Here is a 15,144-nt window from a genome sequence, read left to right as displayed (position 1 = left end):
CGGCGCTGCGAGTTGAGTCGATCACGTCCGGCCGACTCGCGGTGCGTACTCATGAGTGCGGTCCACACCCCCCTGTTCGTTCGTGTTGCTTCGAAGGATGCAGATGGAACTCGCCACTCCGCCACCGGCGGCGCGGGCCCCTGTCGCCTGGTACAGCTGGTGGTTGATGCCACTGGGCTTGGGAGGCGGGACGGTTGCCGCCACGTTCATGAGCTCGGAGCGACTAACCACGGCCGTCGCCGGTGTCGCGGCGACGGCGGCCGGTACCGTGTGCGTACGCCTGCTGCTGCGCACCCGGGCCCAACTGAGCCGCGCGGAGGGCTCCTTCCGCACCACGCAGGCCGAACACAACCAGCAGTGGCAGCAGCACGTGGCGGGCCTGGAACGGAAGTTCTCCGCCGAGCGCGCCACCCTGGAGTCCCAGCTCACCGAGCAGAACGCGGCCTACGAGCGGCGCCTCGCCGAGCAGAGCGCCACGTACGAGTCGCAACTCGCCGACCAGTCCCGGGCGTACGAGGAACGGCTGACCGAGCAGGCCAGGTCCTACGAGGCCCAGCTCGCCGACCAGGCCGAGGTCTGGCAGGAGCAGCTGTCCCACCAGCTCGCCGCGGTCGCCCGGCTCGCCGACGAGCAGCTGCCCGACGCGATGGAGAAGCTGCGTTCCGGCGACGCCATCGACGACATCCTGCCGACCGTCACCCAGTGCGCGAAGGTCAGCGCCGACCTCCAGGCCGAACTGCGCAAGCTGCTGCGCACGGCCCTGATCGGCCTCGAGGCGGAGTTCGACCGCTCGACCACCGCCGAGCAGGCCGTGATCAGCATCGGCAACCGCATCCACGTCCTGACCAGCAAGCTCCGCGGCCGACTCCACGAGATGCAGGGCGAGCACGGCAGGCTCCCGGCCGTCGCCCGCGGTCTGATGGAGCTCGACCAGGCACTCGGCCCCGCCGACTCGCTCGCCGCGAGCATCGGTGTGCTCGGCGGCTCGGACCGTCCGGGACGCCAGTGGCAGGAACCGCAGCGGCTGCTGAGCGTGGTGCGCGGCGGCATCGGCCGGATCAAGGACTTCCACCGCGTCCAGGTGCGCCACCTGCCCGAACTCGGCGTCGACGGCGGCCTCGTGGACCACCTCACGCTGATCTTCGCCCACCTCCTCGACAACGCGGCCCGCTACTCGCCGCCCACCGAGCCGGTGCTCATCTCCGGCAAGGAGGTCCCCAACGGCGTCGGCATCGAGATCCAGGACTCCGGCAAGGGCCTGAGCGAGGAGAAGAAGCGCGAGGCCGAGCACGCCCTGGCCGGCACCGCGCCCGGCGCGGGCCTCGGCGGCATCACCGAGGACGCGAGCATCGGTCTGCGCGTCGTCGGCGCACTCGCCCGCCGCTACGGCATCCGTGTCACCTTCGCGGACTCGCCGTGGCTCGGCACCTCCGTGGTGGTCGTGGTTCCCCACAAGTACTTCAGCCCGCTGCCCGCGGCCGCGACCACCCAGGCCGCGCCCGCCCCGGAGGCCCGCCCCGCCGTGGCCGCCCCGGCCCGCGAGACGGTCACCGCACCGGCACCGGCACCGGCGGCGCAGACGCAAAGCGTGGAGACCACCCCCGGCGGACTGCCCCGGCGCCGCAGCAAGCGGAACGAGACGGACGGGCCCCGGCAGGCCGAGGGGACCGACCGGAGCACCGTCTCCGCCGTCCCGCCGGACGCCTCCTTCTCCGGCCTCGCGGCCTTCGCCACCGCAGGACGCGACGCCGAAGAGACATCCCGCGCGGCCGACGACCGCGACACCACCGCAGGACGCGAGTCCAACGAGCACCGCACCGAAGAGAGCGACTAGTCCTCATGACGCAGCAAGGAACAGATGTGAGCTGGGCGCTCCGCGATCTCGTCGAGAGCATCCAGGAGATCCGTTTCGCCCTCGTGGCCTCCAGTGACGGCAAGGCCATCACCGCCTACGGCGCCGAAGACCCCGACGACGTCGACCGCTTCGCCGCCGTGGTGGCCGGGCTGCAGGCGCTGGCCCAGCCGGTCGCCGAGCAGTTCCCCAACTATGCCGGGCAGTTGCGCCTGGCGATGATCGAAGTGGACGGCGGGCACCTCTTCGTCGTCCGCGCCGGTGTGGAGACGTACCTCGGTGTCCTCGCCAGGGAAGGCCTCGACCAGGGCCTGCTCGGGCACCAGATGAGGGACCTGGCCCGCAGGATGGGTGAGCTCCTCGGTACCACTCCGCGCCTGGAGGAGCACTCTGGATGAGTGCTCCCCGCAGGCCGTCCGACCCGTCCGGTCTCGAGCGCTACTACGTCCTCACCGGAGGGCGCAGCGGACCGGGCGGTTCGGCGTCGAGCCTCGACGTGGCGACTCTCGTCGTCGCCCGCGCCGCCCCGTTACCGGGCATGCAGCACGAGCACGAGGAGATCCTCCGCCGCTGCCGCGATCCGCTGTCGGTCGCCGAACTCGGCGCCCACCTCGGGCTGCCCTTCAACATTCTCGCCGTGCTGCTGTCGGACCTGCTGGACGCAGGTCGCGTCGAAGCCCGCAACCCCATCCCGGCACACGACGCCGGCCGCGGGCCCGACCTCGCGCTCCTTGAGGAGGTACTCAGTGGACTTGAAAGGCTTTGACCAACCCGGAGGGCGGGCGGCCGGGGACACCCGCTCGGTGAAGGTGATGATCGCCGGCGGGTTCGGTACCGGGAAGACCACCATGGTCCGGTCGGTCAGCGACATCAAGCCGCTCACCACCGAGGAGACCCTCACCCAGGCCAGCGTCGACGTCGACGATCTCATCGGCGTCGCCGACAAGACGCAGACCACCGTCAGCCTGGACTTCGGCAAGATCGGCATCAACGAGAGCCTGGTGCTCTACCTGTTCGGCACGCCGGGCCAGGAACGGTTCTGGTTCCTGTGGAACGGGCTGTTCAAGGGGGCGCTCGGCGCGATCGTCCTGGTGGACACGCGCCGCCTGGATTCCAGTTTCCGGGCGATCGAGGAGATGGAGCGGCAGGACGTCCCGTTCGTCGTCGCGCTGAACGTCTTCCCCGACTCCCGGAACTACCCGGTCGAGGAGATCCGGGATGCCCTGGACATCCCCGAGCACACTCCGGTCGTGGCCTTCGACGCCCGCGACCGGGCCTCCAGCCGTGACGTCCTCGTCGCCCTCATCCACCACCTGAAGGAACGCTCGGCCGTGGCCCTGGAGCCCCGATGAACGATCAGACCGACAACGGCCTCCAGGCCATGCGAGGCTGCCCCGTCGCCCACCACGGGGCCGAACTCACCCGGCTGTACGGGCCGGAGGCCGCGACCGACCCCACGGGCATCTACGAGCGGCTGCGCAAGGAACACGGCTCCGTCGCGCCGGTGCTGCTCGAAGGCGACGTACCCGCCTGGCTCGTCCTCGGCTACCGCGACAACCGGCGGGTGCTCGACAACCCCCGCCAGTTCAGCCGGGACGCCCGGATCTGGCGGGACTGGCGCGAGGGCCGGATCGAGGAGACCTCGCCGATCATGCCGATGGTCGGCTGGCGCCCCGACTGTGTGTCCCAGGACGGCGAACCGCACCGCAGGCTGCGCGGTGCCGTCACTGACGGACTGCAGGCGGCGGCCGTCCGGGGCATCCGGCGGCACGTCACGTACTTCGCGAACAAGCAGATCGACGCGTTCGCCGACGCCGGGCGCGCCGACCTCGTGACCGACTACGCCGAGCAACTGCCGATGCTCGTGCTCACCAGGATGCTGGGCCTTCCCGCGGCGGACGGGCTACGCCTGATCGAGTCGTGCGCCCAGGTCATCAAGGGCGGTGAGGGTGCTCTCGAGCACAACGACCGGATCATGCAGATCCTCGCGGAACTCGCCGAGCGCAAGCGGGCCGAGCCGGGCTCCGACTTCGCCACGGCCCTGCTGGAGCACCCGGCCGGCCTCGACCACGACGAGGTCGTCAGCCATCTGCGCCTGGTGCTGATCGCCGCGCACACCACCACCAGCAACCTGCTGGCCCGGGTCCTGCAACGGGTCCTCACCGACGCCGCCCGGCTGTCCGGTCTGGTCAGTGGGGAGCTGAACATCTCCTCAGTGGTGGAAGAGGTCATGTGGGACACCCCGCCGCTGTCCGTGCTGCCGGGCCGGTTCGCAACCGCCGACCTGGAGCTCGGAGGCCATCACGTCCAGGAGGGAGAACTGCTCATCCTGGGCCTGGCCGCCGGCAACCTCGACCCGGAGGTACGGCCCGACTCGGCCGTCGCCGTGCAGGGCAACCAGTCGCACCTGGCGTTCAGCGCCGGACCGCACGAGTGCCCGGGGCAGAACATCGGCCAGTCCATCATCGAGATCGGCGTGGACGTCCTGCTGCACCGGCTGCCGGACCTGCGCCTGGCTGTACCGTCGGAAGAACTCATCTCGACCGCCTCCACCTGGGAGTCCCGGCTGGACAGCCTGCCGGTCGAGTTCGCCGTCTAGGTCACGCCGGCAGACCGTTGCCCGGCCGGCTTCCGGCCGGGCAACGCCGTGCGTGCGTGCAGGCGGTGGCTCACACGCGCGGACCACCGGCCGCTACGCCGCCACCGAGGACTTCATCGCCCTTTTCCGTGTCCGCGGTGGGGCCGGGCACAGGCTGGGCCGTTACCGCCACCAGGCGGGTGCGAGCAGCGGCCCGAGCCTTCAGGATCGAGGCGTCAGCCGTCGAGCCAGTCGCCTGCGACGCCCGTGGGACGGTATCCCGTGGCGTTCCAGAGGAAATGCGGGTGGGCAGAGCCGAACATGTAGGCGAGCAGTGCGGTGTCTTCCCTCCCGGTCCGAGGGTCGTGCAGGGTGTGGAACCTCTCGGATCCGACTACGCCGGCGTCTTGTTGGACACGACGGGCGCGGTCCGGCGATGGTGCGGCGCTGGATGCCTCCACGGCGGCGATGTAGGTGCGGCGCAAGATCTCCCATGTGCTGTCCGTGTTGCCGTACCAGGGGCCGTGCAGTGCTTCGAAGGCATGGAGCTCGGCGTCGAACAGGGGCCATGCCCGGGGGGATTGGGCTCGGCAGCGTGCGGACAGCTCGGCGGTCCGGGTGCTCAGTGCTGGTGTGGTGGGCCGCGGAGCGAAGGTGAGGGTGGTGCCGTGGGTGAGGATGCCGGTGCATGGGTTGGGCTGCAGGTCGCACAGCGGGCACTCCTCGGCCGGGGGGAGGCCCTGGGTGATGCCGTCGAACCAGAGGGCGTGGCGGCCCGTGAGCCCCATCCAGACGATGGTGGTGGTCATCAGCCAGGTGTTCCACATCGGGCTGTGGGCCTCGGGCATGCAGCCGTACTTGACGAGGGCTATCGCGCAGGCAGCGTAGAGCGCCTTGGTGTGGGTGGGCATTTCGGCGAGCCAGAAGTTGCTGATCTCGCCGGTGAGGGCATCGGCTCGTACATCGGCCATGTCGTCGATGACGCGGCACAGCAGCAGGGAGGCGAGGTTCTCTTCCTGCCAGAGTTCGGTGTCGGGGGCGACGTGCCAGAACAGGCAGTCCAGCATCTGCAGGGCTGAGTAGGTGCTCTGGTCGAGCGGGTTGGTCTGGGGGAGCATGACGCTGCCCGCGTCGTGCTGTTGCAGCCAGTACTCGTCGACGGATCGCTTGTGGGCCGCGAAGAGTCCGGAGACCAGGGCCCGTGCGCTGTTGGTGCTGAAGTTCTCGGCCAGGCGGCCTTCGACGTGTTGGGTGAGGCGCGTTGTGTCGATGGTGTCGATCACGCGTTTGTATTCGTGGAAGACGAGAATGTCGTCCTCGAAGCGGTGGCGGTGGCCGAGGTCTCGTTCGAGGTCGTTCATCTGCCGGGTCCAGGACCATCCACCGGTCAGGACACTGTCGAGTTCCCGGCGGTACGGCCAGGTCTTGACGGTGAGGGGTCGACCGGCGCTCTGCCGCCAACGGTAGTCGTCCAGCGTGCGTGCGGGGGGCGTGGGCAGCCGACGGCACAGAGGGCAGGCGCAGACGCTTGTCTGCTCCTCCTCGCGTGGCGGGGTGAGTGCCCGGCTCCTCCAGGCCCCTTCCAGCATCGTGCAGGTCAGTCTGCAGACCTCGATGTCGGTGCTGACTTGGGGGAAGGCTGCTTCGATCATGCGCAGGCTGGTGTCGAGGCGCCTCAACCTGGCGTAGCCCTCCTCGTCGGGCGGGAGGAACGCGGGCCGCGCCAGATGGAGGGCTCCCTCCACATGCAGCGTGGTGCTGGAGTGGGGGGAGCCGAATGCGTTCAGTCGCTGCTGAGCGGCGTTCTGGGACCTTCGGTACTGCTCCGTGCTCCCATTGATGTGTTTCACCAAGAGGCGGGCCAGGGTGGTCCCCGCCTCCGTGGGGTGGATCTGGGCGCTTGGCTGCGCCGGGAGCGAGCTGTCGGCGGACGCCTTCGGAACAGCACCTGCGACTCGAGATTTCACACCGGTCTCCCAATAAGCTGTGGTCCTGGCAACGGAATCGATCGGCCGTGGTCGTGACCGGCCGTGTCCGGGGAACTTCTGTACTTTCCGCGACGGTCTCGCCGGACAGCCGGACTCACGCGACCGGCTTCGGCTCCTGTCACGAACGACCGCGAGGGGCACGGCTGCTGCGTTGACGGCACTCCTGCTGCAAGGCGAGCACCCGCATCGCCGCCTCAGCTGTGTTGATCAGGAAGCACTCACGGCCCGTCAGGCGTAGCGCGACCACCGGATCCGAGACGCGCTACTTCGCCCGAGGCGTGTGGGTAGCCGACAGGGGTGTCGAAGGGGAGGTCGAACCGGACGTCCTGAGGCATGCGCTTCCTTTCGGCAGACGGACCGCAGAGTCCCCCCCAAACCTGCGAACGGACGGTCCCGTGACCGTCCGCACACTCGAACTGGGCTTCGCAGTCCGAAAGTTGAACCGAGAAGCGGTACGAGGCTGCCCACGGCGCGAATGAGCCATTCCGTGACCATGCCGTGATCTCCGTTACTGCTCAAAGCGCATGAGCTGCGTATACTCCCTCGTCCCTCACCCGGTAGCGGCTCGTCCGCCGAGCCTCCGACGCCTCGGAACGCCACAATGGTCGGAGTCCGTTCCAACGACTCTCCAGGAGGCGCACCGACGATGACGTCCGCACCCGTACGCACCGCTGAGCAGCGCAAGAAGGACACCCTGCACCGGCTGGACCACGACGTGGACGCCTGGGTCGCCACGGCCGACGGCACGTCGGGGACGCCGTACCTCGTCCCGCTGTCCTTCCTCTGGAACGGCTCGTATCTGCTGTTCGCCACGCCCGCGTCGAGCCCCACCGGACGCAACCTTGCCGCGACCGGCCGGACCAGGGTGGGGATCGGCCCGACCCGTGACGTCGTGATGGTCGAGGGCACGGTCGAGACGGTCCAGCCCGGCGAGCTGACGGAGGAGGACGCCGAACTCTTCGCCGCCAAGACCGGGTTCGACCCCCGTCGGCTCGCCACGCCGTACCTCTACTTCCGCGTCGTGCCGCGGCGGGTGCAGGCCTGGCGGGAGGCAGACGAACTGGACGGCCGTGAACTCATGCGCGACGGACGGTGGTTGAACACCGACTGAATCGGCCGGACCGGGATATCCGCAAGGTACGGAGCCGCGCGGCACGACCGTTCCGCGGCCGCAATCCTGCGGAGGAGACATGGCACTGGTGAAAGCGGGGGTTCTCGTGCTCGACTGCGCCGAGCCCGAGAAGCTCGCCGTGTTCTACAAGGAGCTGCTGGAGGGGGAGGAGTCGGACGCGACGGCCAACCGGGTGGAGATCAAGACCGCCGACGGCTTCCGGATCGCACTGCGCCGGGACGTCAACGCCACCCCGCCCAGCTGGCCACGCCCCGAGAACTCGCTCCAGGCTCACCTGGAGTTCGTGGTGGACGACCTCGACGCCGTCGAGCGCCGCGTCATCAGCCTCGGCGGCCGCCCCCTGGAGGCCAAGGAGGCCTCGGGCCCCCTGGAGGAACGCGGCTACGCCGACCCGGCGGGCCACTCCTTCACCCTGCGCCGCACCCCGCCGACTGCGCCCAAGCAGGGCTGAGACCCGACGGGGGACAGCAGGACTGAACCCGGCGGGGGAGTGGTGCCCTGCCCCGGCATCACCCCCCGTTCAGCGGACGAGGACGATGCCGGGCAGGGCAGCAGGCGAGCTTCGCCGCCTTCCCGTGGTGCCGCACCTCGAGTCGCACCGCACCATGAAGCCGGTCCGGAAGGACGGCTGAGCGCACAGGCCGGCCCCGCCCGGCGCGGGACCGGGCGGGGCCGCGTCGGTGTCAGTCCCGGCCGCCCTTCTTGCCGGCCGGCCAGGTGCCGGTCGACCGCTCGATGGCCTTGGCGCCCGCGCGGTCCACGGCGCTGCGCACCACGGCGAAGATGGCGCCCTGGATCGCGGCGGCCAGCAGGACCTCGCCCCAGCCGCGGTCCTTGTCCAGTGCGTCGGGCGCGTCCTCCTCGTGCCGGATCGCCATCCACGTCTTGCGGAAGGCGAGCCCGGCCAGCCAGCCGCCCGACCAGCCGAGCACGAACCCCAGGGGCTGGTAGGCGAGGGACATCTTCTTCTTGGCCATGGGATCTCCTTGATCGCTGAGGGGAAAAGGGGTCAGGGTGTGTGCGCCGCGGGGATCCGCTCCTCGGCGCGGACCGGGCCGGGCGGTGTGCCGTCGCCGAACGGCCGGCCGCCCAGCTGCTCGCGGTGATGCGGGGTCAGCCAGCCGGACAGGTCCGGCCCGAGCGGCACCACACGGGTCGGGTTGATGCCCGTGTGCACCTGGTAGTAGTGGCGCTTGATGTGGTCGAAGTCGACGGTGTCACCGAACCCGGGCGTCTGGTACAGGTCGCGGACGTACCCCCAGAGCACCTGGTTCTCCGTCAGCTTCCAGCGGTTGCACTTGAAGTGACCGTGGTAGACCGCGTCGAAGCGGACCAGCGTGGTGAACAGCCGGATGTCCGCCTCGGTGATCGTGTCACCGACCAGGTACCGCTGCCGCTCCAGACGCCGTGCCAGCAGCTCCAGCCGGCGGAACACGCTCGCGCAGGCGGCCTCGTACTCCTCCTGCCCGGCCGCGAAACCGGCGCGGTAGACGCCGTTGTTGACATCCTCGTAGACGTCGGCCATCACCTCGTCGATCTCGTCGCGCAGCGCGTCGGGGTAGAGGTCGGGCGCACCCTCCCGGTGCAGGGCCGTCCACTGGGTCGCGAGGTCGAGCGTGAGCTGCTGGTAGTCGTTGGTGACCAGCTTCCCGCTCGGCACATCCACGATCGCCGGCACGCTGACACCACCCGGATAGTCCGTCTCCCGACGGTCGTACGCCTCGCTCAGGAAGCGGATGCCGAGGACCGGGTCGCGGCCCTCCTCGTCCAGCGTGAAGCGCCAGCTGCGGTCGTCCTGGATCGGGTCGGCGACCGCCAGGGACAGCGCGTCCTCCAGGCCGAGCAGTCGCCGGGAGACCAGTGACCGGCTCGCCCACGGGCAGGCCCGGCTGACGACCAGGCGGTAGCGGCCGGCCTCCACCGGCCAGCCGTCCCGGCCGTCCGCCGTGATCCGGTCCGGGAAATGCGCCTTGGAGCGCTTGAACGCCCTCCTGCCGTAGGCGCTGTTGCCGCTTTCGCCGTCGTCGCGGCTCATGGGGGTGACCTCCTTGCCTTACGTGGACCCTGGTGAACGCGTTCCCCGTTTTCCGCGGACGGCACGGTGTGAGCACCGCCGACCGGGGCAATCGGCGTGGGTGACTGAAGAAGGATCTGATCGCAGGACACGCGTCACCGTGCTGGTGGCGCTCGCAGCCAATCTGGTGATCGCGGCCGCCAAGGCCGTCGGCGGCCTCGCCGCGGGATCACCCGCCCTGCTGTCGGAGGCGGCCCATTCGGTGGCCGACAGCCTGAACGAGGTGTTCCTGCTGGCGGCACTGCGCCGCAGCAGGCGCCCCGCCGACCGGCGCCATCCCTTCGGCTACGGCAAGGAGCGGTTCTTCTGGTCGCTCCTCGCGGCCGTCGGGATCTTCGTCATGGGGGGCTGCTTCTCGTTCTTCCAGGGTTTCGAGGCCCTGGCGAGCGGAGGGGAGGAGGACCTCGGCGGCTACGTGGCGGGCCTGATCGTGCTCGGCATCGCCCTCCTCGCGGAGGGCGGTTCGCTGCTGCGGGCGCTGTACCAGGTGCGCAGGCAGGGCGGCGCGGCGACCGGGATGCGGGATCCGGCCCTGCGGACGGTCGTCGCCGAGGACGGCACGGCGGTGCTGGGCGTGACGCTGGCCATCGTGGGCATGGCGCTGCACATGGCCACCGGCCAGGTGGTGTGGGAGGCGTCCGCGTCCCTCGCGATCGGCGGGCTGCTGGTCTACGTCGCCTACCGGCTGGGCCGGGACGCCCGCGACCAGCTGATCGGCGAGGCGGCCGACTCCGAGGCGAGCGGGCGGATCCAGGCGCTGCTGCGGGCGCAGCCGGAGATCGACAGTGTGGAGGCGCTGTTCACGATGAAGACCGGCCTCGACACGGCCCTGGTGGCCGCCCGCGTCGACCTGGTGCCGGGGCTGGACAGCGAGCGGGTCGAAGAGGTCGCCGTCCGCATCAAGCGCTCGATCGCCCGCACGGTGCCCGAGGCCCACCAGATATTCCTCGACGTCACCGACCGACTCGCCCGCGAGGCAGCGGAAAGCCCCGCCGCGACGGGGGAGCGCGGCGGGGCCTGACCCACGCGTGCCCCGTCGTGGACGGGTCACACACAGAGGGAGGAAGATTTTTTCCGCCGGCTGCCCGCACGGGCAGTCGGCCCCCGCGTCAGTCTCGTTCGGCCGGCTCCAGGACGAACACCGGTATCTCCCGGTCCGTCTTCCTCTGGTAGTCGGCGTACGCCGGATACGCCGCGACCGCGCGTTCCCACCACGCGGCCTTCTCCTCGCCCGTGACCTCACGGGCCGTCATGTCCTGCTTGACCGGACCGTCCTGCAGCTCCACGTGCGGGTCGGCCTTGAGGTTGAAGTACCAGACGGGGTGCTTGGGCGAGCCGCCGAGGGAGGCGACCGCGGCGTAACGCCCCTCGTGCTCCACACGCATCACGGGCGTCTTGCGCAGCTTGCCGCTCCTGGCGCCTCGCGAGGTCAGGACGACGACCGGCATCTTCGAGCCCTGCAGGGTCGTCCCCTCCGTGCCGCCGGAGCTCTCGTACAGCTCCACCTGCCTGCGTACCCACTGCGTCGGGCTGGGTTCGTACTCCCCTTCGAGAGGCATGGCATCTGTCCCATCGTCGCGTCCACGGTTGACTGCCATCTGACTGCAATGCCCCTGCGTCCTTGAATCATCCGCACCGCGACGCATTCCGGCCGGCCGGCGTTCCTCACCCCGGCGCCACCGCCATCCGCACCGCCAGAGCCGTCATCACTGCGCTCGCCACCAGTGCCGTCACCAGCCGCCCCCGATGCCCGGTCAGCGCCCGTCCCAGCAGCGCGCCGCCCCCGGCCAGCAGCACCTGCCAGCTCGCCGAGGCGGCGAAGGCGGCCAGCACGAACACGCTCTGCTCCAGGGGACCGGCCGGGCTGGTGGCCTGGGTGCCGAGGACCAGGGCCGCGAAGTAGATCACGGTGGTGGGGTTGAGCAGGGTGATGCCGAGCAGCCCGAGGTAGGCCCGGGCGGGGCTCGGGGGCGCGGTGGCGGACCGGGTGGCGAGCCGGTGGCCGCGGTACTCGCGCAGCGCGGCGACCGCGCCCCACGCGGCCAGCGCGAGCAGCACCAGTACGCAGACCCAGCGCAGCGGCCCGAGCACCGGCCGCAGCGCGGCGGCCAGGGCCGTGCCCCCGAGCGTGGCCGCGAGGGCGTACAGCCCGTCGGCGGTGGCGACGCCGAGCGCCGCGCAGACACCTGTGCGCAGGGAGGTACGGGCGGTCAGGGAGACGAGGTAGGTCCCGACGGCACCCACCGGGACGGCGATGCCGAACCCGGCGAGCAGCCCCGCGACGAGCGCGGCCGTCATGACCGCGCCGAGGCCGGCCCTCCGCGGCGGCCGGACTGCTGCTGTCGGAGCACGGCACGAGCGGCGGCGGACAGCGGCTGGAGAACGGAAAACGTGGGCATGGCTGGATCCTGGGACCTGGCCCGCGCGACCCACAACCGGTTTTCGACCCGGCGCCGGCACGCTCCGGCCCCGGGCGGGGGCCCCACCCCCGCAACGCCCGCCCATACTTCCGCCGTCCGAACGAGAGGACGGCATTCCCCGGCCATGTTGCCGCCGCCACCGATCTGGCCGAACTTCGCGTCGCCCCATAGATGCCCGAGGCATCTAATGAAGATCGGCACGCCGGCACCACTCGTCTGCGAGGTCTTCATGACGGACACGACCGCACCCGTCGTCTTCCCCCAGAACCGGACCTGCCCCTACCACCCGCCCGCCGCCTACGACGCGCTGCGCGCCGAGCGCCCCCTGACCCGGATCACCCTCTTCGACGGCCGTGAGGCCTGGCTGGTCACCGGTCACGCGACCGCCCGCGCGCTGCTGGCCGACCCCCGTCTGTCGTCCGACCGCGACCGGCCCGGCTTCCCCGCCCCCACCAAGCGCTTCGCCGGGATCCGCAACCGCCGTACGGCCCTGCTGGGCGTCGACGACCCCGAGCAGCGCACCCAGCGGCGAATGGTCGTCGGCGACTTCACCCTCAAACGGGCCGTCGAGCTCCGGCCACGCATCCAGCGGATCGTGGACGAACGGCTCGACGCGATGATCGCCCAGGGCCGGCCCGCTGACCTGGTGAGCGCCTTCGCCCTGCCCGTGCCGTCCATGGTGATCTGCGCCCTGCTGGGCGTCCCGTACGCCGACCACGACTTCTTCGAGACCCAGAGAATGACGCCCCGCCGCGAGGCGAGCATCGACGACGTGCCGCGGCCGCCTCACCGCGACGGGAACACCACGACCGGGAGCAGCGCCACCGACGCCTTCGGTAGCCCCTCTGCCAGGAGGGCGACCGCTCCATCGGCGAGGCGGTCACCCGCATCGCCGAGGACCGGGGCGTGCCCCGCGCCCAGGCGGCCCTCGCCTGGCTCCTCCACCAGCCGACGGTGACGGCCCCGATCGTCGGAGGGTCCAAGGCGCAGCGCCCGGAGGAGACCGTGGCGGCCGTCGGCCTCCAGCTCGGTGACGAGAACCGAGGAACCGGAGCGCCGGTACACGGCACGTCCCGTCGCGGGCCACTGGATCGCGCTCAACACCTAGTGGGGCCCTTGCGGCGCGAACTCCCTTCCGCAGGGCCCTGCCCCTTCACTCTCCGGCAGCACGACCCTCGCCCCACTCATCGCCAGCGTCCGGTAGAACGCGCCGATCCGCTCAGCCGACCGCCCCACGTAGTGCCCGATGAACGACCGCCGGAAGCGATCCACCGCCCTGTTCGGCTGCGACCCGTGCACCAGACTCCCGTTGAAGAACAGGACATCCCCCGGCGCCATGTCCACCGGCACCGCCGCCAACCCCGCCGGAGGCGCCACGTACTCCCGGGCGAAGGACACCTCCGAGTCGGCGAGTTCCGGACAGAACAGGTTTATGCGGTGCGTGCCCGGCACGACCTCGAGCCCGCCGTTCTCGCGGTCGATCACATCGCAGGCCACCCAGGCCGCCACGCACGTGCCCGGCTCGACTCGCAGATAGAAGTTGTCCTGGTGCAGCGCCTGCCCCCGCGCCCCCGGCGGCTTGAAGTAGAACATGCTCTGCGCGGCCAGCACCTCCTCGCCGAGCAGCACCTCCAGAACCGTCCTCAGCCGGGCGTCCAGCAGGACATCCCGCGCGAGGTCGTTGATCTCGTGCGGGTGCATCACCCGCGGCCAGACGTGCAGCGGATCCGCGTCCGGCGCTGACGCGCGCGGCTCGAAATGCCCGGGCACCGGACCGGCCGCCCGCAGCGCCGCGAACTCGCCGCACAGCCGGTCGATCTCCGCGGACCCGAAGAGCCCGCGCACGACCGTGAACCCGACCTCCTCGAAGCTCTGCGCGTACCGTCGGAGCCCGGCGGGGTCCAGGATGGGAGCGCCGGTGGCGCCGTTGCCCGTGACTGTCATGAGCGCACTCCTCCGTCAGGTGTCCTCGGTCCGAAACGCTAGGCCGCCGGGAGGTGGAGGAGGATGCCCGTGCGTGCTGACCGATTGCCCGGCACTGCTGACCGGGGGGACGGCGGGGACCCCGCCCCACCGCCCGGCCTGGTCGTCCTCGGCCACTTCGACCAGCCGCCGGGTTACGGAGTCGACCGCCCGCGTGGATCCGCGAGTTGGCTGTTCACCTGGACCACGGGGGGCCGGGGACGGCTGTGGCAGGGCGACGCCGGGACCTCCGCAGGCCCGGGTGATCTGGTCGTGCTCGCCCCGGGCGTGCCGCACGGCTACGCGGTCGGGCCCGGCGCCCCGCACTGGCGGTTCTGGTGGGCGCACTGCCAGGCCCGCCCGACGTGGGCCGCGTGGCTGCGGCCGTACGACACCGGTGACGGGGTGTACGTCGTCACGTCTGTCCCGGCCGCCGCGCACGGCCGCGTCGAGGCGGCCTTCCGGCGGATGCACGCCGACGCCCGCTGGACCGGCACCGGGGCCCCGCCCGGCGCGGGGGCACCGGACCGCCAGGTCGCCGTCGCGCACGGCAGCGCGGCCCGTGAGCTGGCCCTGTGCGCCCTGGAGGAGATCGTCCTGCTCACCACCGCCGGCGCCGGACCCGAGCCGCCGCGTCCCGGCCTCGACGCGCGGATCCGGCGGGCCCGCGAGCTGATCGACGCCGACCCCGGTGCCCCGCACACCGTCCGCTCGCTCGCCGAGGGCGTGGCCCTGTCGCCGTCCCGCTTCGCTCACCTGTTCAGCCGGCAGCTCGGCCAGCCGCCCATGCGTGCCCTGCGCGAGGCGCGACTGCGCCACGCCGCCGGGCTGCTGGAGGGCACCGACCTACCCGTGGAGCGCGTCGCCGCGGCCTCGGGCTTCGCCAGCCCGTTCCATTTCAACCGCGTATTCCGCGAGCGCTACGGGGCACCACCCGGGGCCTATCGCACGGCACGCGGCGGCCCGCCCGGCTGAGCACCGCCAATGGTTTCACGGAAGGCCTCGAAAGGCCGCCGCGCGGAAGGCGGTCAGCCGTGTGAGCTGGCGGGCGGACGGCAGCCCAATGGTTTCCGGTGCGGGCCTGAGTCGGGTGAAATACGTTCCGCCAATAGCGCGGGGACAGTGCGGAAATCCCTTT

Annotated in this window: 15 protein-coding genes and 2 pseudogenes; 11 read left to right on the top strand and 6 right to left on the bottom strand. The window is 71.2% G+C overall.

Annotated elements, in window-relative coordinates; all coding sequences use genetic code 11:
- Positions 1-103: 103 nt before the first annotated feature.
- From ACWD1U_RS14330 to ACWD1U_RS14310, 5 genes are read left to right on the top strand one after another with little or no spacing between them, the layout of a single operon-like run.
- Positions 104-1,834 (top strand): ATP-binding protein, encoded by a 1,731-nt coding sequence (locus tag ACWD1U_RS14330; RefSeq protein ID WP_451107412.1) that lies wholly within the window; start codon positions 104-106, stop codon positions 1,832-1,834.
- 5 nt (positions 1,835-1,839) lie between these two features.
- The gene (locus tag ACWD1U_RS14325) at positions 1,840-2,250 is read left to right on the top strand and encodes a roadblock/LC7 domain-containing protein (protein WP_451107411.1); all 411 of its coding nucleotides are present in this window, start codon (positions 1,840-1,842) and stop codon (positions 2,248-2,250) included.
- Entirely contained in the window at positions 2,247-2,618 is a 372-nt protein-coding gene (locus ACWD1U_RS14320) for a DUF742 domain-containing protein (RefSeq protein ID WP_078650896.1), read from the top strand. The genes ACWD1U_RS14325 and ACWD1U_RS14320 overlap by 4 nt, the downstream gene beginning before the upstream one ends.
- Positions 2,599-3,204: a GTP-binding protein gene (locus tag ACWD1U_RS14315; protein WP_451107409.1), complete on the top strand. Its 606-nt coding sequence runs from the start codon at positions 2,599-2,601 to the stop codon at positions 3,202-3,204. Before ACWD1U_RS14320 ends, ACWD1U_RS14315 begins: the two co-directional genes overlap by 20 nt.
- The gene (locus tag ACWD1U_RS14310; protein WP_451107407.1) at positions 3,201-4,451 is read left to right on the top strand and encodes a cytochrome P450; all 1,251 of its coding nucleotides are present in this window, start codon (positions 3,201-3,203) and stop codon (positions 4,449-4,451) included. The genes ACWD1U_RS14315 and ACWD1U_RS14310 overlap by 4 nt, the downstream gene beginning before the upstream one ends.
- Before the next feature lie 215 nt (positions 4,452-4,666).
- Here ACWD1U_RS14310 and ACWD1U_RS14305 read toward each other — a convergent pair whose 3' ends face one another.
- Complete coding sequence (locus ACWD1U_RS14305; protein WP_451107406.1) at positions 4,667-6,175, bottom strand: hypothetical protein; 1,509 nt, start codon at positions 6,173-6,175, stop codon at positions 4,667-4,669.
- Between the two features lie 889 nt (positions 6,176-7,064).
- Between ACWD1U_RS14305 and ACWD1U_RS14300 the strand changes: the two genes are divergently transcribed.
- Both ACWD1U_RS14300 and ACWD1U_RS14295 read left to right on the top strand, forming a co-directional pair.
- The gene (locus ACWD1U_RS14300) at positions 7,065-7,529 is read left to right on the top strand and encodes a pyridoxamine 5'-phosphate oxidase family protein (RefSeq protein ID WP_451107404.1); all 465 of its coding nucleotides are present in this window, start codon (positions 7,065-7,067) and stop codon (positions 7,527-7,529) included.
- Positions 7,530-7,608: 79 nt separating this feature from the next.
- A complete protein-coding gene (locus tag ACWD1U_RS14295; protein ID WP_451107402.1) occupies positions 7,609-8,001 on the top strand; it encodes a VOC family protein in 393 nt (130 codons plus the stop codon).
- A 232-nt stretch (positions 8,002-8,233) separates the two neighbouring features.
- Here ACWD1U_RS14295 and ACWD1U_RS14290 read toward each other — a convergent pair whose 3' ends face one another.
- Complete coding sequence (locus ACWD1U_RS14290; protein ID WP_451107401.1) at positions 8,234-8,527, bottom strand: DUF4235 domain-containing protein; 294 nt, start codon at positions 8,525-8,527, stop codon at positions 8,234-8,236.
- Between the two features lie 32 nt (positions 8,528-8,559).
- Positions 8,560-9,585: a glutathione S-transferase family protein gene (locus ACWD1U_RS14285; protein ID WP_451107399.1), complete on the bottom strand. Its 1,026-nt coding sequence runs from the start codon at positions 9,583-9,585 to the stop codon at positions 8,560-8,562.
- 139 nt (positions 9,586-9,724) lie between these two features.
- Here ACWD1U_RS14285 and ACWD1U_RS14280 point away from each other — a divergent pair, with 139 nt between their 5' ends.
- Entirely contained in the window at positions 9,725-10,645 is a 921-nt protein-coding gene (locus ACWD1U_RS14280) for a cation diffusion facilitator family transporter (protein ID WP_451107398.1), read from the top strand.
- A gap of 88 nt (positions 10,646-10,733) precedes the next feature.
- Here ACWD1U_RS14280 and ACWD1U_RS14275 read toward each other — a convergent pair whose 3' ends face one another.
- Positions 10,734-11,183, bottom strand: coding sequence for a nitroreductase family deazaflavin-dependent oxidoreductase (locus ACWD1U_RS14275; protein WP_451107396.1), 450 nt, complete (start codon positions 11,181-11,183; stop codon positions 10,734-10,736).
- Positions 11,184-11,289: 106 nt separating this feature from the next.
- Positions 11,290-11,922, bottom strand: coding sequence for a LysE family transporter (locus ACWD1U_RS14270; protein WP_451107395.1), 633 nt, complete (start codon positions 11,920-11,922; stop codon positions 11,290-11,292).
- 351 nt (positions 11,923-12,273) lie between these two features.
- On the opposite strand from ACWD1U_RS14270, the pseudogene ACWD1U_RS14265 reads away from it, so the two are divergent.
- Both ACWD1U_RS14265 and ACWD1U_RS14260 read left to right on the top strand, forming a co-directional pair.
- Positions 12,274-12,819: pseudogene (locus tag ACWD1U_RS14265) on the top strand (cytochrome P450); the annotation flags it as partial.
- Positions 12,820-12,834: 15 nt separating this feature from the next.
- Positions 12,835-13,152: pseudogene (locus ACWD1U_RS14260) on the top strand (aldo/keto reductase); the annotation flags it as partial.
- On the opposite strand, the gene ACWD1U_RS14255 reads toward ACWD1U_RS14260, so the two are convergent.
- On the bottom strand, positions 13,149-13,988 hold the full coding sequence (locus tag ACWD1U_RS14255; RefSeq protein ID WP_451107393.1) for a phytanoyl-CoA dioxygenase family protein: 840 nt from the start codon (positions 13,986-13,988) through the stop codon (positions 13,149-13,151). The pseudogene ACWD1U_RS14260 and the gene ACWD1U_RS14255 sit on opposite strands and share 4 nt — an antisense overlap.
- A 63-nt stretch (positions 13,989-14,051) precedes the next feature.
- On the opposite strand from ACWD1U_RS14255, the gene ACWD1U_RS14250 reads away from it, so the two are divergent.
- Positions 14,052-14,981, top strand: a complete 930-nt coding sequence (locus ACWD1U_RS14250) for a helix-turn-helix domain-containing protein (protein ID WP_451107392.1) — start codon at positions 14,052-14,054, stop codon at positions 14,979-14,981.
- Positions 14,982-15,144 lie beyond the last annotated feature (163 nt).

Source organism: Streptomyces sp. NPDC002788 (genome assembly GCF_053592115.1).
The sequence above is the reverse complement of the archived record's forward strand: the minus strand, read 5'-3'. Positions and strand labels throughout refer to the sequence as shown.